This is a genomic window from Rickettsiella grylli, assembly GCF_000168295.1.
Classification (GTDB): Bacteria; Pseudomonadota; Gammaproteobacteria; order Diplorickettsiales; family Diplorickettsiaceae; genus Aquirickettsiella; species Aquirickettsiella grylli.
Window position 1 is genome coordinate 645,001 of sequence record NZ_AAQJ02000001.1, and the last position, 22,661, is coordinate 667,661.

20 protein-coding genes and 2 rRNA genes (1 of these 22 running past the window's edge) are annotated in these 22,661 nt (G+C 40.5%); 20 read left to right on the top strand and 2 right to left on the bottom strand.

Annotated elements, in window-relative coordinates; genetic code table 11:
* From RICGR_RS02970 to RICGR_RS02980, 3 genes are all read left to right on the top strand, one after another.
* Positions 1-1,585: ribosomal RNA gene (locus RICGR_RS02970) — 23S ribosomal RNA — on the top strand (it extends 1,414 nt beyond the left edge of the window).
* A 285-nt stretch (positions 1,586-1,870) separates the two neighbouring features.
* Positions 1,871-1,986 (top strand): 5S ribosomal RNA (gene rrf, locus RICGR_RS02975).
* A gap of 313 nt (positions 1,987-2,299) precedes the next feature.
* On the top strand, positions 2,300-3,397 hold the full coding sequence (locus tag RICGR_RS02980; protein ID WP_006036017.1) for a D-alanine--D-alanine ligase family protein: 1,098 nt from the start codon (positions 2,300-2,302) through the stop codon (positions 3,395-3,397).
* A gap of 41 nt (positions 3,398-3,438) precedes the next feature.
* Here RICGR_RS02980 and RICGR_RS02985 read toward each other — a convergent pair whose 3' ends face one another.
* Both RICGR_RS02985 and RICGR_RS02990 read right to left on the bottom strand, forming a co-directional pair.
* Positions 3,439-4,170, bottom strand: coding sequence for a gamma-glutamylcyclotransferase (locus RICGR_RS02985; RefSeq protein ID WP_006035882.1), 732 nt, complete (start codon positions 4,168-4,170; stop codon positions 3,439-3,441).
* Positions 4,171-4,308: 138 nt separating this feature from the next.
* Positions 4,309-4,953, bottom strand: coding sequence for a hypothetical protein (locus RICGR_RS02990; protein WP_006035114.1), 645 nt, complete (start codon positions 4,951-4,953; stop codon positions 4,309-4,311).
* Between the two features lie 233 nt (positions 4,954-5,186).
* On the opposite strand from RICGR_RS02990, the gene ndhC reads away from it, so the two are divergent.
* The 17 genes from ndhC (at position 5,187) to prfB (ending at position 22,630) form a co-directional block, all read left to right on the top strand.
* On the top strand, positions 5,187-5,543 hold the full coding sequence (gene ndhC / locus RICGR_RS02995; protein ID WP_006035419.1) for an NADH-quinone oxidoreductase subunit A: 357 nt from the start codon (positions 5,187-5,189) through the stop codon (positions 5,541-5,543).
* On the top strand, positions 5,534-6,016 hold the full coding sequence (locus tag RICGR_RS03000) for a NuoB/complex I 20 kDa subunit family protein (protein ID WP_006034987.1): 483 nt from the start codon (positions 5,534-5,536) through the stop codon (positions 6,014-6,016). Before ndhC ends, RICGR_RS03000 begins: the two co-directional genes overlap by 10 nt.
* 1 nt (position 6,017) lies before the next feature.
* Complete coding sequence (locus RICGR_RS03005; protein ID WP_006035631.1) at positions 6,018-6,710, top strand: NADH-quinone oxidoreductase subunit C; 693 nt, start codon at positions 6,018-6,020, stop codon at positions 6,708-6,710.
* 7 nt (positions 6,711-6,717) lie between these two features.
* Positions 6,718-7,971: an NADH-quinone oxidoreductase subunit D gene (locus RICGR_RS03010; RefSeq protein ID WP_006034679.1), complete on the top strand. Its 1,254-nt coding sequence runs from the start codon at positions 6,718-6,720 to the stop codon at positions 7,969-7,971.
* Positions 7,968-8,474: an NADH-quinone oxidoreductase subunit NuoE gene (gene nuoE, locus RICGR_RS03015; RefSeq protein ID WP_006035151.1), complete on the top strand. Its 507-nt coding sequence runs from the start codon at positions 7,968-7,970 to the stop codon at positions 8,472-8,474. The genes RICGR_RS03010 and nuoE overlap by 4 nt, the downstream gene beginning before the upstream one ends.
* The gene (gene nuoF / locus RICGR_RS03020; protein WP_006035593.1) at positions 8,464-9,744 is read left to right on the top strand and encodes an NADH-quinone oxidoreductase subunit NuoF; all 1,281 of its coding nucleotides are present in this window, start codon (positions 8,464-8,466) and stop codon (positions 9,742-9,744) included. The genes nuoE and nuoF overlap by 11 nt, the downstream gene beginning before the upstream one ends.
* A 23-nt stretch (positions 9,745-9,767) precedes the next feature.
* Positions 9,768-12,140 (top strand): NADH-quinone oxidoreductase subunit NuoG, encoded by a 2,373-nt coding sequence (gene nuoG / locus RICGR_RS03025; protein ID WP_006035008.1) that lies wholly within the window; start codon positions 9,768-9,770, stop codon positions 12,138-12,140.
* Positions 12,130-13,158 (top strand): NADH-quinone oxidoreductase subunit NuoH, encoded by a 1,029-nt coding sequence (gene nuoH / locus RICGR_RS03030; RefSeq protein WP_006035930.1) that lies wholly within the window; start codon positions 12,130-12,132, stop codon positions 13,156-13,158. The genes nuoG and nuoH overlap by 11 nt, the downstream gene beginning before the upstream one ends.
* Positions 13,155-13,652 (top strand): NADH-quinone oxidoreductase subunit NuoI, encoded by a 498-nt coding sequence (gene nuoI / locus RICGR_RS03035; RefSeq protein ID WP_006035970.1) that lies wholly within the window; start codon positions 13,155-13,157, stop codon positions 13,650-13,652. Before nuoH ends, nuoI begins: the two co-directional genes overlap by 4 nt.
* Positions 13,653-13,715: 63 nt before the next feature.
* The gene (locus RICGR_RS03040; RefSeq protein ID WP_006035357.1) at positions 13,716-14,312 is read left to right on the top strand and encodes an NADH-quinone oxidoreductase subunit J; all 597 of its coding nucleotides are present in this window, start codon (positions 13,716-13,718) and stop codon (positions 14,310-14,312) included.
* On the top strand, positions 14,309-14,614 hold the full coding sequence (nuoK, locus tag RICGR_RS03045) for an NADH-quinone oxidoreductase subunit NuoK (RefSeq protein WP_006034902.1): 306 nt from the start codon (positions 14,309-14,311) through the stop codon (positions 14,612-14,614). Before RICGR_RS03040 ends, nuoK begins: the two co-directional genes overlap by 4 nt.
* Before the next feature lie 5 nt (positions 14,615-14,619).
* Entirely contained in the window at positions 14,620-16,536 is a 1,917-nt protein-coding gene (gene nuoL, locus RICGR_RS03050; protein WP_006035538.1) for an NADH-quinone oxidoreductase subunit L, read from the top strand.
* A gap of 19 nt (positions 16,537-16,555) precedes the next feature.
* Positions 16,556-18,100: a complex I subunit 4 family protein gene (locus RICGR_RS03055; protein ID WP_006035196.1), complete on the top strand. Its 1,545-nt coding sequence runs from the start codon at positions 16,556-16,558 to the stop codon at positions 18,098-18,100.
* Positions 18,097-19,557 carry an NADH-quinone oxidoreductase subunit NuoN gene (nuoN, locus tag RICGR_RS03060; protein ID WP_006035709.1) on the top strand — a complete coding sequence of 487 codons (1,461 nt, stop codon included), beginning with the start codon at positions 18,097-18,099 and terminating at the stop codon, positions 19,555-19,557. The genes RICGR_RS03055 and nuoN overlap by 4 nt, the downstream gene beginning before the upstream one ends.
* A 19-nt stretch (positions 19,558-19,576) precedes the next feature.
* Positions 19,577-20,149, top strand: a complete 573-nt coding sequence (locus tag RICGR_RS03065; protein WP_006035376.1) for a BON domain-containing protein — start codon at positions 19,577-19,579, stop codon at positions 20,147-20,149.
* 94 nt (positions 20,150-20,243) lie between these two features.
* Positions 20,244-21,437, top strand: coding sequence for a DesA family fatty acid desaturase (locus RICGR_RS03070; RefSeq protein ID WP_040615139.1), 1,194 nt, complete (start codon positions 20,244-20,246; stop codon positions 21,435-21,437).
* A 94-nt stretch (positions 21,438-21,531) separates the two neighbouring features.
* Positions 21,532-22,630, top strand: a protein-coding gene (prfB, locus tag RICGR_RS03075; protein ID WP_240992208.1) for a peptide chain release factor 2 whose coding sequence is annotated in 2 segments (ribosomal slippage) — positions 21,532-21,606 and positions 21,608-22,630 — 1,098 coding nt in all. Because the reading frame shifts where the segments join, the coding sequence is not laid out codon by codon here.
* Positions 22,631-22,661 lie beyond the last annotated feature (31 nt).

Sequence of the window (22,661 nt, forward strand, 5' to 3'; positions counted from 1 at the left end):
ACTTTTATAGATTGTGATGGGAGGACGAAGAAGGCTAGGTTAGCCGGAGACTGGTAGTTCCGGTTTAAGCGAGTAGAGAGAGACTCTAGGAAAAACCGGAGTTTCGTTAATCTCGAGACGTGATGACGAGTTGTTAACCTCGGTTAACGATGAAGTAATTAATGCCCTGCTTCCAGGAAAACTCTCTAAACTTCAGGTCTATAGGAACCGTACCGCAAACCGACACAGGTGGACAGGTAGAGAATACTAAGGCGATGAGACAACTTGGGTGAAGGAACTAGGCAAATTGGCACCGTAACTTCGGGAGAAGGTGCACCTTTTTTGGTGAGTGGGTATACCCCACAAGCTGAGGGAGGTTGAAATAATCAGGTGGTTGCGACTGTTTACCAAAAACACAGCACTCTGCGAACTCGAAAGAGGAAGTATAGGGTGTGACGCCTGCCCGGTGCCGGAAGGTTAATTGAAGTAGTTAACTTGCGCTGAGATGGCTTTTGACAATGAATTAGAAAGAAAAATAATTCGAAAATAAAGCTCAAAAGTCATGTCAGCGCAGGTGAAGCTGCGGATCGAAGCCCCGGTAAACGGCGGCCGTAACTATAACGGTCCTAAGGTAGCGAAATTCCTTGTCGGGTAAGTTCCGACCTGCACGAATGGCGTAACGACAGCCACACTGTCTCCACCCAAGACTCAGTGAAATTGAAATCGCTGTGAAGATGCAGCGTACCCGCGGCAAGACGGAAAGACCCCGTGCACCTTTACTACAGCTTTACACTGGACTTTGAATTTAACTGTGTAGAATAGGTGGGAGGCATTGAAGCGAGTTCGCTAGAATTCGTGGAGCCGACCTTTGAAATACCACCCTGTTAACGTTGAAGTTCTAACCTAGGGCCCTTATCGGGTTTGGGGACAGTGTATGGTGGGTAGTTTGACTGGGGCGGTCTCCTCCTAAAGAGTAACGGAGGAGCACGAAGGTACCCTCAGCGCGGTCGGACATCGCGCATTGCGTGTAATGGCACAAGGGTGCTTGACTGCGAGACAAACACGTCGAGCAGGTGCGAAAGCAGGTCATAGTGATCCGGTGGTTCCGAATGGAAGGGCCATCGCTTAACGAATAAAAGGTACGCCGGGGATAACAGGCTGATACCGCCCAAGAGTTCATATCGACGGCGGTGTTTGGCACCTCGATGTCGGCTCATCACATCCTGGGGCTGAAGCAGGTCCCAAGGGTATGGCTGTTCGCCATTTAAAGTGGTACGCGAGCTGGGTTCAGAACGTCGTGAGACAGTTCGGTCCCTATCTGCCGTGGGCGCTGGAGATTTGAGAGGAGCTACGCCTAGTACGAGAGGACCGGCGTGGAGGTACCGCTGGTGGTCCGGTTGTTTCGCCAGAAGCATAGCCGGGTAGCTACGTACCGACAGGATAACCGCTGAAAGCATCTAAGCGGGAAACCTCCCTCAAGATAAGATCTCCCGAGGATTTAATCCTCCTCAAGGTCCGTTGAAGACGACGACGTAGATAGGTGGGGTGTGTAAGTACAGTAATGTATTGAGCTAACCCATACTAATTGACCGTGTGGCTTAATTTGAGAATCCTACTGGTTATTCTTTAGGATGACTTCAGTTGAATAAAGCATATCTACAAACTACTTTTTACAGATTTTTTTTTGTTAAAGATTTCCGCTAATGTAAAGATTAGCGAAAGTTAAAAGATTAACGGATTCGCGCCACTGCTAAAGAAGGGATTTGACTGAAGAGCAAGGCGTCGTCTTTTTTAGGAACGGAGTTTACTCATGAGTAAATGAGTACCGCAAAAAAGACGACAACGCAGCTATTCATCAAATACTTAATTTAGCAGTGGCGCAAAATGAATGCCTGGCGACCTTAGCGAATAGGTACCACCTGATCCCATTCCGAACTCAGTCGTGAAACTATTCTGCGCCAATGATACTTTGGGGTTCCCCCATGGGAAAGTAGGGCATTGCCAGGCTACTTGATACACAAAAACCCGCTAATCGCGGGTTTTTTCTTTATAATCGGCATCTGTTGCTTTATTTCGTTGTTAAATTGTTTTTTCCGTTGCTCATGTACTCTAGTACACTCCACTACTCAAAAACAATTTGCCTCGAAAAGCAACATACTTGATTATTACAATAATTTCACTTTTGCTTTATTTGTACTTTATGTTACAAACTCGCTTACAAACTCAATTTAAAACCCAAGATTTTTCTTATGAGTCTGTTTATAATAATTTTATCGTGTTAGCTTATTAGTTTAAGACTTGAGATAAGAGATAACGCTTTATGCAATTAGAACAAAGCACTAAAACGAAAGTAGCCGTACTTTATGGTGGTTTTTCTGCAGAGCATGAGATTTCTTTGCTTTCTGCTGCGGCTGTGATTAAAAATTTAGATCAGCGTAAATTTTCTATCATTCCGATTGGCATTGATAAACAAGGTCGTTGTTTTGTTAATCAACTGCAATCTTTATATTCAGGGGATACTATCTTGCTAGAAACTGAAAACGCGCAGTCGTTTTCTGGATTGGCTGAATTAATGGTTGATAAGAAAGGGCATTATGATGTTGTTTTTCCTGTCTTACATGGTGCATTAGGGGAAGATGGTACAATTCAAGGTTTATTGGATCTAATGGATATCGCCTATATTGGTGCAGATGTATTAGGTTCAGCGGTGGGTATGGACAAAGTGGTCTCCAAACGTTTAGCGTGTGCTGCACATATTCCTGTCGTTCCTTTTTTAGCATTTAATTCGGGTCATTGGCTAAGAAATAAGTCGTTATATAGCCAACAAATTAGACAAGAAATAGGTTATCCGCTTTTTATAAAGCCAGTGAATGGTGGATCAAGTTTAGGCATTACGAAAATAAAAAAAGATACTGATTTAGAGAATGCCATTGAGCTGGTTTTTACTTACAGTACTAAAGTGTTAGTTGAAAAAGCCCTTGAAGTGCGCGAAGTGGAAATCGCTGTATTGGAAAATCAAAAGTGGGGTGCTGAACCTTATGTGAGTCAGATAGGTGAAATTATTCCCCGTCATGAGTTTTATTCTTACGAGGCAAAATATCTGGATGAGAAGGGGGCACAGTTGATTATCCCCGCTTCGTTACAGAATAGTCAGTTGCAACAAATAAAACGCTTAGCGATCGAGTTATTTAACGGTTTGGATTGTTCAGGAATGGCTAGGATCGACTTTTTCATTGAAAAACGATCCCAAAAAATTTACTTTAATGAACTGAATACAATTCCTGGGTTTACTAAAATAAGTATGTATCCAAGATTATGGGAGGTCTCAGGAATTGCTTACACATCGTTGCTGACGCATTTAATTGAATTGGCGCTCACACGTCATCAACGTCTTTCGTTATTAAAGCTGTCGTTTTAATTTTCATTAAAAAAGTTAATTTTGCTTATATCTTTTTAAAATTAACTTTCTACTTTAATGTGCTGAAAAAAATAGGGGATTTGTTGCTCCAATAAGGCATCAATTTTTAAAGCGTGGGGTTGATGTACCCAAGGTCTGCGTGGATAAATTCTGTCGTTGACCCAATGATTGGACCAATCGGTCGTTGTTTTGATACAGTGCATGGCAAAGTGTTTCAAATGGTATTTTTTTTCTATTTCTAGACAACCCGACAAAAAAATATCAACGTAAGATTGAACAATAGGATAATGTGATGAAGGGGAGGCAAGAAATTCGGGCTTGAGCTCATAGATCCAAAAATGACCTTGAGGTAATTTTTTCCCACTTAATAAATGAACAGTGCGTGCAGGAACAGAAACACGACAATAATATTTTTCTCTTGCGTCAAAATTTTTGAATGCGTGGGTATTCGATACATGAAAAATAGTGCCATTAAAACGGCTCTTTTTATTTTTAATGACGGCGAGATACGTCGTACTTAAACTAGAGGATAAACCTTTAGAAAGCCAACCTCGTTGATAATTGTCAACCCAAACGGGTTGATTAACACCGCTATCCTGAGAGGTGGTATTCTTAGAGTTCGTTTCTATGAGCGAGCCGTAGGCAATGATGTAGTGCTGTTGGTTGTTGTTGACAATCGGATGACAAACGTCATTTCCAAGGGCATAACTGTTGCGAAATAAAAATAAAAATAAAATAAATGTAAAGTATTGTCGAGTGTCCCATTTCAGCATAATGCAAACTAATAGCGAAAAAAATTAAAAGTTTAGTCCTATTTTAAATAGATTGTAAAGCGATCGTATAATGTAGTTTTAGCGTATTTTAAAAATAATTGAATCCAATGCTTATTGAGGAATTTCATTCATTGCATTTTAAAGCGGCTGATAGCATGGATTCGGCTGATAAGCGTCTTCATTGTTCTGAACGAGGTGAGCATTAAACGTTGAAGCATCGGCATGGGTACTATATTTAAAATGATCGGCTAGACGTATTTTTTGAGGCGTGAATAGGCAAAAAGAAGCCGTGGAATTATAAATTTTTTCTTGTGAAGAGGTTAAATTTTGGTTGAATTTTTTTGAGTATAGGTTTTTCGTATAATCTGAATAATATTTTTTGAGCATACCCCAACTGCTTTCTTGATGATAACCGTGTATTTGATTCAACAAAATAAAAAAATTAGTTGAAAGTAATAAAAGTGATAGGATGCAAACTAAACTCACACTCAGTGTACTTATAGGTACTATTGAAAGTGCAATAAATGAGATAGTTGTACTTGCAATAAAACTGGCTAGTAAAAAAAGGCGGATACGTTCACTAGCTAAAAAAGCGTTATTGCATCCGTCGATATAATGATTCAGCATATCCGCTAACCTGCTTGGTTCAAGCGCATTGGTATTTTCTTTAAAAGGACGGAAAATACGAGCAAGCGTTTTTTTGACTAAATCAACGTCGCATGTGGATAAAGAAGATCGCGCAAAAAAAAGAGGTGATAAATAGTAATCCGGTTTAATATTCATTTTATTTTCCTTAAAAATTTCTATCACTTTATGATGCTATCATTTATTAAATTTAAATCCTAGTCCCATTTTAAATTTCGAAGATTTTTGAAGATGCTTGTATGCATTTAAATGAAATCACTGATTTTCTTTTGTGTTGGCCGTGTAGCATTAAAAAATAGATTTGTATATAGAATTTCCCCTAATGAAGGTTGTATACTAGCGTGGAAATTCGCTGAGGTAATTAAAAAACGATGTTACAGCAATATTTTCCAATTCTTATCTTTATTGTTTTTGGTCTTTTTCTGGGTGTCGCTGCCTTATCCATGGGATATTTAACCGGTTTACAACGTCCTGATTGGGCAAAATTATCACCCTATGAATGTGGGTTCCCAGGGATGAGTGATGCACGTTTACCTTTTGATGTTCGTTATTATCTAGTGGCTATCTTATTTATTATTTTTGATTTAGAGACTGCTTTTTTGTTTCCTTGGGCTGTTTCTTTACGGCACATCGGTTTACCGGGTTTACTGGCCATGGGAATTTTCTTAAGTTTATTATTACTCGGTTTTGTATACGAGTGGAAAAAAGGGGCTTTACAATGGGAATAGAATCCTTATTACAGCAACAAGGGTTTTTTACCACCTCCTTCGATAAGTTGCTTGCCTGGGCGCGTAGTGGATCGTTATGGCCGATGTCATTTGGTTTGGCCTGTTGCGCGGTAGAGATGATGCATTCAGCCGCGTCGCGTTATGATCTCGATCGATTTGGTGTCGTATTTCGTCCAAGCCCTCGGCAGTCCGATGTGATGATTGTTGCAGGGACCTTATGTAATAAAATGGCACCGGCGTTACGCAAGGTTTATGACCAAATGGCAGAACCGCGTTGGGTTATTTCCATGGGTTCTTGTGCGAATGGGGGAGGATATTATCATTACGCCTATTCCGTGGTGCGTGGATGCGATAGAATTGTCCCGGTTGATGTGTATGTGCCCGGTTGCCCTCCAACTGCAGAAGCTTTAGTCTATGGCGTCATCCAGTTGCAAAATAAAATAAAAAAAAATCACTTTATTGAGCGTACTTAAGATGTCAGACGTCGTTTCGCAACTCCAAAAGTTAAATCAGCGCTTTAATTCGGTTATTCAAGAAATAGCAGTTGCGCGGAATGAAATTAATTTAGAAATTTCTGCTGAAAAATTAAAGGAAGTCGGCTTGGCATTACGGGATGAAGCGGATTTTAAATTTGAATTATTAGTTGATGTTTGTGTCGTCGATTATGCCGAATATGGTGTCAGTGAATGGACAACGGAACAATCCACGTTGACTGGGTTTGAGCGTGGCGTTGATAAAACAGGCGATTTACATCCGATTAATTGGAATAAGCCCCGATTTGCTGTCGTTTATCATTTGTTATCACTGACGCATAATCAACGTTTACGATTACGAATTTTTGCGCAAGGTGAACCACCTCAAGTACCGTCAGTCATTAAATTATGGCCAGCGGCCAATTGGTATGAACGAGAAGCGTTCGATCTCTTTGGTGTTTTTTTTGATGGCCATCCTGATTTACGACGCCTATTAACCGATTATGGGTTTGTCGGCCATCCTTTCCGTAAGGATTTTCCATTAACGGGACATGTTGAAGTGCGTTATGATGCAACGAAAGGCCGGGTGGTTTATCAACCGGTTACGATAAAACATCGGACTTTAGTTCCAAAAACAATTCGCAAAACGAAGAATGAAGCGATTTTAACGTGTTTTCATAAAAAACCAGAGTAAATTTTAAATGCCTGAAATACGTAATTACACCTTAAATTTTGGCCCACAGCATCCCGCTGCACATGGTGTATTGCGTTTGATCTTAGAATTAGATGGAGAAGTGATTCAGTCAGCGGATGCGCATATTGGTTTATTGCATCGTGCAACTGAAAAATTGGCGGAATCGAAACCTTATAATCAAAGTATTGGTTACATGGATCGTTTAGATTATGTTTCGATGATGTGTAATGAACATGCGTATGTGTTAGCCATCGAAAAATTATTAGGGGTTACACCGCCGAAACGCGCGCAATATATTCGGGTGATGTTTGATGAAATTACACGTATTTTGAATCATTTACTTTGGTTAGGTGCACATGCGTTAGATATTGGCGCGATGACTGTTTTTTTATATTGTTTTCGTGAACGTGAAGATCTCATTGACTGTTATGAAGCGGTATCAGGATCACGGATGCACGCTACTTATTATAGACCGGGTGGCGTATACCGCGACTTGCCCGATAAAATGCCGCAATATAAACCTTCACAATGGCATAATGAAAAAGAAATCCGTGAGATGAATGCGAACCGTGAGGGGAGTTTGTTGGACTTTATTGAAAATTTCGTCACACGGTTTCCTCAATTGATTGATGAATATGAAACGTTACTGACGGATAACCGTATTTGGAAACAACGGACCGTGGGTATCGGTGTATTATCAGCAGAACGTGCGTTACAGCTCGGTTGTACAGGGCCTATTTTACGCGCGTCTGGTGTTGCGTGGGATCTACGTAAGAAACAACCTTATGAGGTCTATGATGAATTAGATTTTGATATACCCATCGGTAAACACGGGGATTGTTATGATCGTTATCTGGTGCGTGTCGAAGAAATGCGCCAATCCAATGCGTTAATTAAGCAATGTGTGGGCTGGTTACGCGCTAATCCAGGTCCTGTGACGTTGAAAAAACATAAAATAGTACCTCCAACGCGATTGCAAATGAAAGAAGATATGGAATCGCTTATTCATCATTTTAAACTCTTTAGTGAGGGTTATTGTGTGCCGCCTGGTGAAGTTTATGCGGCCATAGAACACCCTAAAGGTGAATTTGGAATTTATATGGTATCGGATGGTGCCAATAAACCTTATCGCGTTAAAATACGTTCCGCGGGGTTTCCACATTTGGCCGCTTTAAATGAATTGGTTTCCGGACACATGATTGCAGATCTCGTCGCCATATTATCCAGTCTTGATATTGTATTTGGTGAAATTGATCGATGAAGCACGTTACAAATAAAAATGAACCATTGCCTGAAGAATTAAAAAAGGCAATTGATAAATGGATCCAGAAATATCCATCGACTCGTCGACAGTCTGCCATATTGCAGGCGTTGACAATAGCGCAGGAATATAATGGGGGTTATTTATCGCAGTATTTAATTGATGCAGTTGCTGACTATTTAGCAATGTCCCGTGTTACGGCCTATGAGGTTGCCACCTTTTACACGCTTTATGAACTCAAACCGGTAGGCCGGCATAAGATTGGTGTATGTACCAATATTTCGTGTATGTTGAGTGGTTGTGACAAAATCGTCAAGCATTTACAAACGCGTTTGAACATTAATCTGGGCGAAACGACGGCGGATAAAAAATTTACGTTACGAGAAGTTGAATGTTTAGGTGCGTGTGCCAATGCACCGGTCGTCCATATCGGACACCGTTATTATGAAACGTTAACGCCTGAAAAATTAGATAAAATCTTGGATGGTTTAGATGGCCAATGATATTTGTTTTCGAACGTTACATTTTGATAAACCGTGGAGTCTCGAGAATTATCGGCGTGTGGGTGGTTATGAAGTTTGGGAAAGAATTTTAAAAGAAAAAACACCTCCTGAGCAGATTATCGCAGAATTGAAACGTTCTTGTTTGCGGGGGCGTGGTGGAGCAGGTTTTCCGACGGGTTTGAAATGGAGTTTTATTACCCGTAATGCGCCAGGTCAAAAATACATTTTATGTAACTCTGACGAGGGTGAGCCAGGAACCTGTAAAGATCGTGATATTTTGCGCTTTAATCCACATCAGCTTATTGAAGGAATGGCGATTGCAGGTTATGTGATGGGAGCGACTGTCGGCTACAACTATATACGCGGTGAATACGATGAACCTTTTGAACGTTGTGAAACGGCACTCGCTGAAGCATACGAAGCAGGGTGGCTCGGCGAAAATATAATAGGGTCAGGATTTGATTTTCAGCTTTATAATCATCGAGGTGCGGGTGCTTATATATGCGGTGAAGAGACTGCTTTAATGGAATCTTTAGAAGGAAAGAAAGGTTTTCCGCGTTTTAAACCTCCTTTTCCAGCGAATTATGGTTTGTATGGTTGTCCTACGACGATTAATAATACAGAAACGTTAGCGTCGGTTCCCGTGATATTACAAAAAGGCGGGCAATGGTTTTTAGAACTGGGTAAACCCAATAATGGTGGTTGTAAATTATTTAGTGTGACAGGTCATGTGAATAAACCCGGTAACTATGAAGTTCCTTTAGGTATTCCCTTTAAGGAATTACTTGCACTGGCAGGCGGGATGAAAGCAAATAGAAAGTTAAAAGCTGTTATTCCAGGGGGGTCATCGATGCCAGTACTCACCGCAGAAGCGATGTGGAATACCGCAATGGATTATGACTCAATAATCAAAGCAGGTTCGATGTTAGGTTCAGGTGCTGTTATTGTGATGGATGAAACCACGTGCATGGTGAAAGTTTTAACGCGTATTGCGCATTTTTATAAAGAAGAATCCTGTGGTCAATGTACGCCTTGTCGTGAAGGAACCGGATGGATGTGGCGTGTATTACATCGGATTGAACAAGGTCATGCGCAGAGAAGTGATCTGGATTTATTAGAGAGCGTAGCAGGAAGAATTATGGGGCATACCATTTGCGCCTTAGGCGATGCAGCGGCAATGCCAGTACAAAGCTTTATTAAGCATTTTCGAAGTGAATTTATTGAACATATTGAACATAAGCGCTGTCCAGTGGGTGATCCGCATGAGTAAAAATAAGGTAGGGGCGGAGAGAAATGATAGATATTGAAATAGACGGTCGACTATTACGCGTTGAACAAAATACAACAATTATTGAAGCGGCCGATAAAGCAGGTATTTACATTCCACGTTTTTGTTACCATAAAAAATTATCTATTGTGGCTAATTGCCGGATGTGTTTAGTTGACGTTGAAAAATTTGGGAAACCTTTACCCGCGTGTGCAACACCGGTGACAGCCGGGATGAAAGTTTACACAACATCGGACAAAACAAAAGAAGCACAACGGGCGGTTATGGAATTTTTACTCATTAATCACCCGTTAGATTGTCCTATCTGTGATCAAGGCGGTGAATGTGAATTACAGGATCTTTCTTTGGGTTATGGTTCCTCACTGTCCCGATTTACCGAGGGTAAACGTTCTGTCAAAGACGATAATCTTGGACCGTTGATTTCAACGGAGATGACCCGTTGTATTCAATGTACGCGTTGTGTACGTTTTGGTCAGGAAATTGCCGGTATAAAAGAATTAGGTACGTTAAATCGTGGCGAAGATTTACAAATTAGCACCTATATCGAACATAGTTTGGAATCAGAATTATCAGGAAACATCATTGATTTGTGCCCGGTGGGCGCATTAACCTCGAAACCTTTTCGATTTAAAGCACGCGCGTGGGAATTACAACAATCCGCATCGATAGCACCCCATGATTGTTGTGGTTCAAACATCTATTTACATACCCGTCGGGGACAAGTTCTGCGCGCTGTTCCACGTGAAAATGAAGCGATCAATGAAACCTGGTTATCGGATAGAGATCGCTATAGTTATTTGGGCATTCATAGTAAGGATCGCTTGACAAAACCGCTCATTAAAGAAAAAGGCCGGTGGGTTAGTGTGGATTGGGATACCGCGTTAACGAAAGTCGTAAACGAATTAAAACAACTATTGAAAACACAGGATTCACAAGCGATAGGGGGATTAGCATCACCTTCTTGCACGACTGAAGAATTTTATTTTTTTCAAAAATTATTACGGAGTTTGGGAACATCACATATTGATCATCGTTTACATCAAATTGATGTGTCGGATCAAATGCAGGCAACACTGTGTCCGCCAGGAATTCGTTTAACGGAACTTGAAAAAGCAACGTTTGTGTGGTTGATAGGATCCAATATTCGACGTGAGCAGCCCATTGCAGCACATCGTTTACGGAAAGCAAGTTTAGCCGGTGCAAAAATAGCGAGTTTGCATTGTGTGGATATTCAGGTCCCTTTTTCATTGTCTGAAAATAAACAGGTGTCTCCGGATGCTCTCGTGCCTACGTTATTAGGTATCGCAAACGCAGTGGGTGATCCTCAATCCTTGGCTGCTTTTTCTGATTTTACAGCGATTTCTGTAAAAAGTGATGTTGTTCATCAATTAAAATCTGCAAAAAATGCACTCATCGTTTTAGGCGCGCTCGCACATAATCATCCACAGGCCAGTTTAATAAGAGAATTAACGCACTTTATTGCACAACGGACAGGTGCGCGTTGCATCTATTTTACGGAAGGTGCAAATAGTATGGGCGCGTGGTTAGCCGGTGCCGTACCTCATCGGTTACCGGGTGGGATTTCTTTAACGAAGCCTGGTTTAGCGGCAGCGGAAATGTTTAATGCCGATTTACGTGCATTTATTTTATTAAATATTGAACCCACTTTAGATTGTGCAAATCCGCAACGCGTGAGCAACGCCTTGAAACAGGCTGATTTTGTTTTAGCACTATCACCTTTTAAAGCGAAATCTTTACTGGAACATGCGCATGTTATTTTGCCGATGGCAAGCTTTGCTGAGATTGAAGGAAGTTTTATCAACATGGGGGGTTGTTGGCAGACATTTTCCGCAGCAATACCGCCGATAGAGCAAGCCCGCTCAGGATGGGAGATTTTGCAGACAGTAGGGAATCGTTTGGCGTTAGAAGCATTTAACCGTTCTGATCATGCATTTATTCGCGAAAAATTAGAACCATTCCTTTTAGAATATTTTGCTACGCCTTCGATGGGGGAACGAGGAGAACAAAAACTAAAACAAAAACAGACCCACGATTTCCCGAGTAAAAAGAAAATACAACGTATCAGTGAATGGTCTCTTTATGGCGTGGATAGTGTGGTGCGCCGCGCGTTAGCTTTACAAGTGTCTGCAAGTAATCCTCATCATCCCGTTCGTATTGTGATGAATGCAGCATTAGCGCACGAATTAAAGGTTACGCCAGGTCAATGGGTTCGTATTGAACAAGGGAGAGGAGAAGCATTATTACCTTTATCGATACAAGCGGATATCCCTGATAATTGTGTTTATATTCCTGCAGGTTGCGAACAAACCGAAACTTTAGGTGAATCATTTGGCGAGGTGATACTTTATGTTGAATGATTTTCTATTATTACTTTGGATAATCATTAAGATTGTTATTATAACGGTTCCTTTGTTATTGGTTGTGGCTTATTTAACGTTTATTGAACGGAAAGGCATCGGTTACATACAAACGCGTATTGGACCCAATCGGGTGGGGCCTTTAGGCTTTTTACAACCGATTGCAGATGTCATTAAACTGATTACCAAAGAAATCATTGTACCGACGGCGGCGAATCGTTATCTATTTATTTTAGCGCCGGTGGTTACCATTGCACCGGCATTAGCAGCATGGGCTGTTATTCCCTTTAGTGAAGGGTTGGCGTTAACTCAAATTAATGCCGGAGTACTTTATTTATTTGCGATGACATCGTTGGGTGTGTATGGAATATTAATTGCGGGATGGGCGACCAATTCAAAATATGCTTTACTCGGCTCATTGCGCGCAGCCGCTCAAACGATCTCCTATGAAATTGCGATGGGGTTTGCTTTTGTCGGCGTTTTGTTAGCTGCGGGTAGTATGAATCTACAGGATATTGTGTTGCGCCAACAAGGGGGAATTTGGCATTGGTATGGGTTGCCGTTATTGCCTCTCTTTATCTGTTATTGGATTTCTGGGATTGCTGAAACGAATCGTGCACCGTTTGATTTAGCCGAGGGAGAATCAGAAATTGTCGCGGGTTTTCATGTTGAATATTCTGGTGTCAGTTTCGCCTTATTTTTTCTTGCTGAGTATATGAATATGATTTTGATCTCAGCAGTGGCCAGTTTATTGTTTTTAGGAGGATGGTTATCACCTTTTCAAGGTATTCCATTTTTAGAAGGGGCATTGGCGTGGATTCCGGGTATCCTTTGGTTTTTTATCAAGATGATGGGTTTTTTGGGACTTTTTATTTGGTCACGTGCAACCTTCCCCCGCTATCGTTACGATCAATTAATGCGTTTAGGGTGGAAAGTGTTAATTCCAGTGACGTTACTGTGGATAACCGTTATAGCCATTGCAGTACAATTTAAATGGGGTCCTTGGTTTAGCGCATGAATATATTAAGAAAAATAATCCAATGGATTAAAACATTTACGCTATGGGAACTTTTTAAAGGCTTAGGTGTGACGGGCCGTTATTTTTTTAAGAAAAAAGTGACCCTACAATTTCCTGAAGAGGAAACGCCACGTTCTGTTCGATTTCGCGGTTTACATGCATTGCGTCGATATCCGAATGGCGAAGAACGGTGTATTGCGTGTAAATTATGTGAAGCGGTATGCCCTGCATTGGCGATTACGATTGAAGCAGAGCCACGCGAAGATGGTTCCAGACGAACAACCTTATATGAGATCGATTTATTTAAATGCATTTATTGTGGATTTTGTGAAGAATCCTGTCCAGTAGACGCTATCGTCGAAACAAATATTCCACATTATCATTTTGAAAATCGCGGTGAACAAATTATGACGAAACAAAAGTTGTTAGCGATTGGAGATCGCTATGAGAAGCAGATAGCTAAAGAGAGAGCAGAAGATGCACCTTACCGTTAAACGAACGTATTCTTTAATTATGAGTGCCCTGTTGGATATAAAAATAGTGAACGTTTTGTTATGATGATTTCTATTCAATCGTGTGTATTTTTTATCTTTGCTGGGGTACTGATTACTTCAGCGTTAATGACAATTATTTCACGTAATTCAGTGCGCAGTGCTTTATTTTTAGTGTTGACTTTTTTTTCTGCGGCGGCGTTATGGATACTCTTAGAAGCGGAATTTTTGGGTCTGATTTTGATTTTAGTGTACGTAGGTGCCGTCATGACACTTTTTTTATTTGTTATCATGACCTTAAATCTGGATAAAACTGAAAAACAATATGGTTTTGTTCCCTATTTAGTGTGGGCGGTTTTGGGTGTATTGATTCTATTGGCCTTATTGATCGACGCCGTATTCCCACTGACGGGAAACAAAATACTGATCCCCTTAGCGGCTAACGAGAGTAATACACAGGCTTTAGGGAATGTTCTCTATACGCAATATGCTTATCCATTTGAAATTACTGGTGTTTTATTATTGGTGGGTATTATTGCCACGATTGCCTTGAGTTTCCGTGAAAAACGGTTGAACAAGGCGATCTCACCTGAATTACAATTAAAAATTAAACCTTCGGATCGTTTACGAATTATAAAAATGCCAACCGAGAAAAAAAAATGATTCCGTTAAATTATTATCTAATACTTGCGGCGACCTTATTCAGTATAGGTTTACTCGGATTGATCATTAATCGGAAGAATATAATTATTTTGCTGATGTGTGTCGAATTATTATTACTGGCTGTGAATATCAATTTTATTGCATTTTCGCATTTTTTTGCGGATTTAGCAGGACAAATATTTGTTTTTTTTATACTTGCCGTAGCGGCTGTCGAAGCGGCTATCGGTTTAGCGATAGTGATCGTTTTATTTCGTACACGACAGAGTATTCAAGTCGATGACTTAAACCGGTTAAAGGGGTAGTGGGAATGGATCATTATCAATTCATTAGTCTTGCACTTATCTTATTTCCTTTAGGAGGGGCCTTAATTGCAGGGTTAGGAGGACAGCGTGTCAGTGCGAGCACGGCACACCGTGTGACTATCTTCGCGGTGGCACTTTCTTTTCTTTTGTCCTTGTATTTCGCCTATGAACTTTTTTTCCTGCATGGCGTTATTTACGACGAAAATCTTTATTTGTGGGATTTTACCGGGAAATTTCGATTTAATATCGGGTTTTTAATTGATCCGTTAACGGTCGTGATGTTTCTCATTGTGACTTTTATCTCATTCATTGTGCATATTTATAGTGTCACGTACATGGCGGGCGATCCAGGTTATAAGCGCTTTTTTAGTTATATGTCGGCATTTACCTTTGCGATGCTCATGTTGGTGAGTGCCAATAATTTTCTTCAGTTATTTTTTGGCTGGGAAGCGGTCGGTTTAGTTTCGTATCTCCTTATTGGATTTTGGTTTAAACGCGAAGCAGCCAATCGGGGAAGCTTTAAAGCGTTTTTGGTGAATCGGATCGGTGATTTTGGATTCTTTTTAGGTATTGCATTGTTATTTAATTATTTCGGTAGCTTGGATTATTACCATATCTTTCATACGGCTGCTGCGCTGAAAGAAGCACATCTAACACTTTTTCCGCATACTTCGTATTCTGTTATTGCGGTTATTTGCTTTCTGTTATTTATTGGCGCGATGGGAAAATCAGCTCAAATACCATTACATGTGTGGTTACCGGAATCGATGGAAGGTCCAACACCCATTTCAGCATTGATCCATGCCGCCACGATGGTTACGGCGGGTGTTTATTTAGTGGCCCGTCTTTCACCTTTATATGAATATGCACCGGGCGTGTTAAATCTTATTTTAATTCTAGGGGGAACCACGGCCTTATCAATGGGTTTGGTTGCGATTGTTCAGAATGATATTAAACGTATTGTTGCGTATTCTACCTTATCCCAATTGGGTTATATGGTGGTGGGTTTAGGTGCTTCAGCTTATGCTGCAAGTATTTTTCATTTGGTCACCCATGCCTTTTTCAAAGCTTTATTATTTTTAGCAGCAGGTTCCGTTATTCTCACCATGCATCATGAGCAAGATATTCGTAAAATGGGCGGTTTAGCAAAAATTATGCCAATAACGATGATTTGTTTTTTAATTGGGGCGTTGGCTTTAGCGGCCATTCCCCCATTTTCTGGTTTTTATTCGAAAGATGTGATTATCGATGCCGTCCATGAATCCACGTTACCTGCCGCAACGTACGCCTATTATTGTGTGTTGTTCGGTGCATTCGTGACTTCATTTTATATTTTTCGCGCCTTTTTCCTCGTTTTTCAGGGTCGAGCACGCGCACCTCATCCACGTTACCAGCAAACGACATCCATTGTTCGGTTTAGTTTGATTGCATTAGCGATTCCTTCAACGATTGCAGGATTTTTATTCGCACCTGCTTTTTTAAATGTTCCTGGATTACTTACAAAAAGTTTCACTGTTTTGTCGCTCAACAACACCATGGTCAATGAAAAAGGTTTATTAATCAATACGGCAACGCTTTTTTCTATCTTGGGTATCGGTTTAGCCTGGTTATGTTATCGCAAATTCCCGACGATTCCCGCGTGGGCAAAAAATCATTTTACCGTGTTATATCGTGTTTTAGTCAATAAATATGGTTTTGATTCCTTTAATCAACTGGTATTTGAAAAAGGCGGTCGACGTTTAGCGCAATTATTTTTTAACGTTGATATGAATGTGCTTGACGAAAAATTGATTGATGGCTCAGGAAGACGTATCAGTTGGCTCTCTCAGCTGTTGCGACATTTACAGTCGGGTTATATTTACCATTATGCATTGATGATGGTGTTTGGAATCATTGTTTTTTTATTGGCTTATTCCTTATAAATAAATTAGTAGTATAAGAATGTATTTTACTTTACTTGCTTCGTTTATACACAACCATTTATTAAGTTTATTGATATGGTTGCCTGTATTTGGCGGCATATTGGCAGTCGCCGTCAATGGTGATCGTTATCCGCAACGTGCACGCGTGGTTGCGCTAACGACGTCGCTGATAACACTGGTGTTTTGTATTCCCTTATATTTGGGTTTCAATCCCGCGGTAAGCAGTATGCAATTCCAAGAAAATATCGATTGGATTACTGTTTATCATATTCACTACGCCTTAGGTGTCGACGGGATATCGTTACCCCTTATTTTATTAACGGTGTTTACCACATTGTTAGTTATTTTGGCGGCATGGCATAGTATCAAGTTACGGGTTGCACAATATATGGCTGCATTTTTACTGATGCAAGGCATGATGGTCGGAACATTTGCATCGACTGATTCGATCTTATTTTACGTATTTTGGGAAGCTATTCTGATTCCGATGTATTTAAGTATTGGTGTCTGGGGAAGTGATAATCGATCCTATGCGTCGATCAAGTTTTTTTTATACACTTTTTTTGGTTCGGCATTGATGTTGATTGCACTCCTGTATTTGGGTGTCCACAATCCAGAACATGATTTTTTAATTGCTCATTTTTACCCCTTACCATTGGGATTATCTGCACAAATTTGGATTTTTGTCGCTTTTTTAATTGCATTTGCGGTCAAGATCCCGATGTGGCCTTTTCATACCTGGTTACCCGATGCACACACAGAAGCACCAGCGGGTGGTTCCGTTGTATTGGCAGCATTAATGTTGAAACTAGGCGGCTATGGATTTTTACGTTTTACGTTACCTATCGTTCCTGATGCGAGTCGCTTACTCGCTGGCTTAATGATTGTATTAGCGTTAATTGCTATCGTTTATATTGGTTTCGTCGCTTTAGCGCAAATAGATATGAAACGGTTGATTGCTTATTCTTCAATCGCGCATATGGGTTTTGTTGTACTCGGTTGTTTTATGTTATTTGCCATCATGAAGCAAAGTCATAATACGTTGATGGCTTATATGAGTTTAGAAGGTGCGATGGTTCAGATGATTTCTCATGCGTTTAGTTCGGGTGCGATGTTTTTAGCAGTGGGAATGTTGGCGTATCGTTTCCGAAGTCGTCTTATTAAAGATTATGGAGGTTTAGCAACCAGTATGCCTTTATTAGCATCCTTTTTTATGTTGTTTTCGATGTCAAATTTGGGTTTGCCGGGTACCTCAGGCTTTGTCGGAGAATTCATGATTATTCTGAGTGCAATGCAAGCCAGTTTTTGGATTACTGCAATAGCGGCGACGACGTTAATTCTGAGTGCCACCTATACACTCTATATGTATAAACGAATATTTTTTGGTGAGATTACAAATCCCCGGATTGCAGAAAGTGGTGATATCCATGGCTTTGAAAAACTGGTGTTTATTTTATTAAGTTTTGCAATCCTTTTTATTGGTATTTATCCGGCTCCCTTATTGACGATCATGCATACTTCAGTGGATTCAATTTTGCAGTGGAGTTTGCAAACTAAATTATGATGACATTACAACAATATCTTCTCTATCCTGCACTTCCTGAAATCGCTTTATTATTGATGACTTGCGTTATCCTATTCATTGATCTTTTCGCGAAACAAAAAAACAATCGACTTACCTATAGTGCGACTCAACTCAGTTTACTGATTACATTGGCGTTGTTGATTCATTTATATCATGTACCGGCACAATTATTGTTCCACGCACATTTTACATGGGATCTCGTTGCTTACTTTATTAAATTGTGCATTTTGATATTCAGTTTATTTGCTTTTGTGTATGCGCGTGATGCGCTAAAAAACCTGTCGATTCATTCAGGTGAATATTATTTATTAGGTTTATTTTCAATACTCGGTATGTTGGTGTTGACATCGGCCAATAGTCTCTTAACGCTTTATTTAGGTTTGGAATTATTATCCTTTCCACTCTACGCGATGGTAGCCTTACGACGTCAATCCAGTCAGGGGGCTGAAGCAGCCATAAAATATTTTATTTTAGGCGCATTGGCATCGGGTTTATTTTTATATGGTCTTTCTTTGCTGTATGGTGCAAGCCATTCTCTGATTTTATCCTCTATTCACGATGTGTTAGTTATCGGCGGTCAATCACCACTATTACTGAGCACGATTCTTATTTTTATTCTTGCGGGCATTGCATTTAAAGTAGGTGCGGCACCCTTCCAGCTGTGGGTGCCAGACGTTTATCAAGGGGCGCCCACCCCGGTCACGTTGTTTATTAGTGCTGGACCGAAAATAGCGGGCTTAGCCTTAGCCATCCGCATACTCGTGGGTACAATGCCTAGTTTACTCAGTTATTGGCAGCCCTTAATTGCAGTGATTGCTATTTTATCATTTAGTTTGGGCAATCTAGTGGCGATTGTCCAAAGCAATTTAAAGCGTATGCTCGCTTATTCATCGGTCGCACATATGGGATATGGCTTACTGGGGTTGGTTGCGGGTACGAAGATGGGTTACGCCATGAGTATCTTTTATATGCTTGCCTATGGCTTAATGGCATTGGCCGCTTTTGGTTTGCTTGTGGTGATGAGTCGATTTACTCAGATTGAAGATATCAATGACTTAAAAGGCCTCAATGCTCGTAGTCCTTGGCTCGCGCTCATGATGTTGATCACTATGTTTTCTATGGCAGGAATTCCGCCGACAATAGGCTTTTTTGCGAAGCTGGGTATATTAGAAGCGTTGATTTCAGTGCATTTATTATGGATAGCCACTTTAGCGATTATTTTTGCGATTATTGGTGCTTATTATTACATTAATGTGGTTAAAGTGATGTATTTTGAAGAGCCAGAGCCCACCGTTCCACAGTTAAGTGTTGCTTCTGATGCCTATCTTGCACTCAGTATTAATGCTATACTACTCCTTATTTTGGGTCTGTTTCCCAGTCAATTGATATGGCTCGCTAAAACGATTTTTTTTACAATTAATCACCCTGTTTATTAGAAGCTAAAAGAGGCTAGAAATGAAAAAAATTTTTACTATTTTGATTCTATCGTTGGGGTTGCAAGGTTGTTTAGCGGGCGCTTTTGTAGCGGGAGGCGCAACAACAGGTAGTTTAGTGACCGACCCACGTCCTATTAGTACGATAAAAACGGATGAGGAAATAAATTTTAAAGTCAATCGAAAGTTAGTGAATGATCCGGAACTGAATGCTGAAACACATATTTCTGCAGTCAGCTATAATCGTGTGGTGTTATTAACAGGCCAAGCGTATGATGAAAAATTAAAAGCGAAGGCAGAACATTATGCAAGGTCTATCCCAGAAGTTCGACGGGTGTTTAATAAAATTTCTTTAGGAATTCCAACAACACTTTACCGGCGCGCGCAAGATGTCGCTATTACTTCAGCAGTAAAGACGAAGATGTTTGCGAATAGGGATCTTAAATCGAATGATTTTAAGATAGTGACTGAGAACGGCGTGGTTTATATATTAGGGATAGCCACTCCCAAACAAGCCCGTTTAGCCGTATCGGTAGCAAGAGATTCTTCTGGCGTAAAAAAGGTAGTTAAGCTAATAGAATATAGAGAAGAATAAATATTAATTTTTATGGGAGTGGATGATAGTTATTTGACTAAAAAGTGTTGACTTAGGTGGGTGCTATCTGAATACTATTAAAATATAAGAGGTTATGGTGGAACTATTATACGGCGTATTGAATTTGTCCTTTTGGGGTTATGTGCTTGCATTGCTCCTTTTAACACATATCACTATTGTGAGTGTTACAGTGTATCTCCATCGCGCACAAGCGCATCGCGCACTGGAATTACATCCTGCTGTGTGTCATTTTTTTCGTTTTTGGATTTGGCTAACGACCGGTATGGAAACTAAAAAATGGGTTTCCATTCATCGTAAGCATCATGCGAAATGCGAAACAGAGGAGGATCCACATAGCCCACAAACCCGTGGAATTAAGAAAGTTTTTTTGGAGGGAGCAGAATTATATCGTGAGGAGGCTAATAATCCAGATACCATGGAACGTTATGGCCAAGGGACCCCTGATGATTGGTTAGAGCGTCATATTTACACAAAGGATAGTGCGGCGGGTATTGCGTTGATGTTTGTTATTGATCTCGTTTTATTCGGTGTTCCCGGAGTGACTATTTGGGCTTTACAAATGGCTTGGATTCCTTTTTTTGCAGCGGGTGTTGTGAATGGTATTGGCCATTATTGGGGTTATCGAAATTTTGAGTGTCCTGATGCAGCGAGGAATATTATCCCGTTGGGTGCTTTTATTGGTGGTGAAGAATTACATAATAATCATCATACTTTTCCAACCTCTGCTAAGTTTTCTGTAAAATGGTGGGAGTTTGATTTAGGTTGGGTTTATATACGCTTACTTCAGTTTTTAGGATTATCGAAAGTAAAACGCGTATCGCCTAAGCTTTCGAACGTACCGGGAAAATCCCAGGTTGATTTAGATACCTTAACAGCGCTGATTACCAATCGGTTTCAAGTCCTCGCCCGTTATAGTCGCGAGGTACTGTTACCTGTGCTGCATGAAGAGACAGAAAAAGCGAATACGACCACCGGTAAAGCATTGTTAAAACGTTCTAAAATTGCACTGATACGAACCGAATCCTTGTTAAATGAAGAAGGTAAACAGCAAATTGCCACAGTCATCAATAACCATCACGTGTTAGCATTAGTCTATCAATATCGTCTTAAACTCCAAGCGATTTGGGGACGTACTACCGCGACACAACGCGAATTACTCGAAGCCTTACAAGATTGGTGTAAACAGGCTGAAGCAACCGGCGTTTATGCATTGCGAAGGTTTGCAGTTCGCTTAGCGGGATTTTCAACGCAGAGGAAATTAAATTAAGGTCCTATTAATAGGAATTATTTTTGTTATGGCCCAATGCTCGTTCGATCGTAAAGCGTATAAGAATTAATTTTTTAGTTTCTCGTTTATTCCTATGTTTGAAGCAGCACCTATTATTCAAAAGATCAATGATCTAGAGAGCCGTAGTACCGAATTACGGAGGTATCTTTGACTACACTGCAAAATGTGAAGCGCTGCAGGAACTTGATCATCAATTACAAGACCCTCATATTTGGAATCATCCTGAAAAAGCTCAACAATTAGGTAAAACGCGTGCGCAGGTTTATGAAATTGTTTCGACTTTTCAGCACTTAGAAAAAAGTTTAAAAGAGATTAACGATCTTTATGCGTTAGCAGTTCATGAAAATGCAGACGATCTTTTGAAAACATTATCGGAAGAGTTACAGCAACTGGAAATGCGTCTTGAACAGCTTGAGTTTCGACGAATGTTTCCCCATGAATTAGATAAAAATTCAGCTTATTTAGAAATACAGGCGGGTTCGGGTGGTACAGAAGCACAAGATTGGGCAGAAATGTTATTACGTATGTATTTGCGTTGGGGAGAACACAATCATTTTAAAGTTGATTTAATAGAAGTTTCTTCGGGCGAAGTCGCTGGAATAAAAAGCGCCACCATTAAAGTTGAAGGTCAATATGCTTACGGTTGGTTACGTACCGAAACGGGCGTACATCGTTTAGTCCGGTTATCGCCTTTTGACGCCAATAAACGACGCCATACTTCTTTTGCTGCTGTGTTTGTATCGCCTGAAGTGGATGAATCCATCAATATAGAAATCAACCCCGCTGATTTACGTATTGATACCTATCGTGCGAGTGGGGCAGGCGGACAACATGTGAATAGAACAGATTCCGCTGTGCGTATTACGCATATTCCGAGCGGCGTAGTGGTGCAATCTCAAAATGATCGTTCACAACATAAAAACCGTGATCAAGCGATGAAGCAACTACGAGCAAAGCTGTATGAACTGGAACGGCGTAAACGCACAGTAGAGAAACAAAATCAAGAATCCTTAAAGCGTGATATTGGTTGGGGAAGTCAAATACGTTCCTATGTTTTAGATGATGCGCGAATCAAGGATTTGCGTACCGGTATTGAAACCGGTAATACGCAAGCCGTGTTAAATGGACAGCTGAACCCTTTTTTAATAGCCAGTTTAAAAGCAGGGTTATAGGGTTTAGGTACATACCTTTTTTAGCGTATCA

Bases quoted from the DNA above. Each gene is read 5' to 3' on its own strand.
- nuoL (WP_006035538.1), top strand. From the start codon at position 14,620: ATGGATCATTATCAATTCATTAGTCTTGCACTTATCTTATTTCCTTTA.
- RICGR_RS02985 (WP_006035882.1), bottom strand. From the start codon at position 4,170: ATGCTGAAATGGGACACTCGACAATACTTTACATTTATTTTATTTTTA.
- nuoI (WP_006035970.1), top strand. From the start codon at position 13,155: ATGAATATATTAAGAAAAATAATCCAATGGATTAAAACATTTACGCTA.
- nuoK (WP_006034902.1), top strand. From the start codon at position 14,309: ATGATTCCGTTAAATTATTATCTAATACTTGCGGCGACCTTATTCAGT.
- nuoE (WP_006035151.1), top strand. From the start codon at position 7,968: ATGAAGCACGTTACAAATAAAAATGAACCATTGCCTGAAGAATTAAAA.
- RICGR_RS03065 (WP_006035376.1), top strand. From the start codon at position 19,577: ATGAAAAAAATTTTTACTATTTTGATTCTATCGTTGGGGTTGCAAGGT.
- RICGR_RS03040 (WP_006035357.1), top strand. From the start codon at position 13,716: ATGATTTCTATTCAATCGTGTGTATTTTTTATCTTTGCTGGGGTACTG.
- RICGR_RS03005 (WP_006035631.1), top strand. From the start codon at position 6,018: ATGTCAGACGTCGTTTCGCAACTCCAAAAGTTAAATCAGCGCTTTAAT.
- nuoF (WP_006035593.1), top strand. From the start codon at position 8,464: ATGGCCAATGATATTTGTTTTCGAACGTTACATTTTGATAAACCGTGG.
- nuoG (WP_006035008.1), top strand. From the start codon at position 9,768: ATGATAGATATTGAAATAGACGGTCGACTATTACGCGTTGAACAAAAT.
- nuoH (WP_006035930.1), top strand. From the start codon at position 12,130: ATGTTGAATGATTTTCTATTATTACTTTGGATAATCATTAAGATTGTT.
- RICGR_RS03070 (WP_040615139.1), top strand. From the start codon at position 20,244: ATGGTGGAACTATTATACGGCGTATTGAATTTGTCCTTTTGGGGTTAT.
- RICGR_RS03055 (WP_006035196.1), top strand. From the start codon at position 16,556: ATGTATTTTACTTTACTTGCTTCGTTTATACACAACCATTTATTAAGT.
- RICGR_RS03000 (WP_006034987.1), top strand. From the start codon at position 5,534: ATGGGAATAGAATCCTTATTACAGCAACAAGGGTTTTTTACCACCTCC.
- RICGR_RS02990 (WP_006035114.1), bottom strand. From the start codon at position 4,953: ATGAATATTAAACCGGATTACTATTTATCACCTCTTTTTTTTGCGCGA.
- RICGR_RS03010 (WP_006034679.1), top strand. From the start codon at position 6,718: ATGCCTGAAATACGTAATTACACCTTAAATTTTGGCCCACAGCATCCC.
- RICGR_RS02980 (WP_006036017.1), top strand. From the start codon at position 2,300: ATGCAATTAGAACAAAGCACTAAAACGAAAGTAGCCGTACTTTATGGT.
- nuoN (WP_006035709.1), top strand. From the start codon at position 18,097: ATGATGACATTACAACAATATCTTCTCTATCCTGCACTTCCTGAAATC.
- ndhC (WP_006035419.1), top strand. From the start codon at position 5,187: ATGTTACAGCAATATTTTCCAATTCTTATCTTTATTGTTTTTGGTCTT.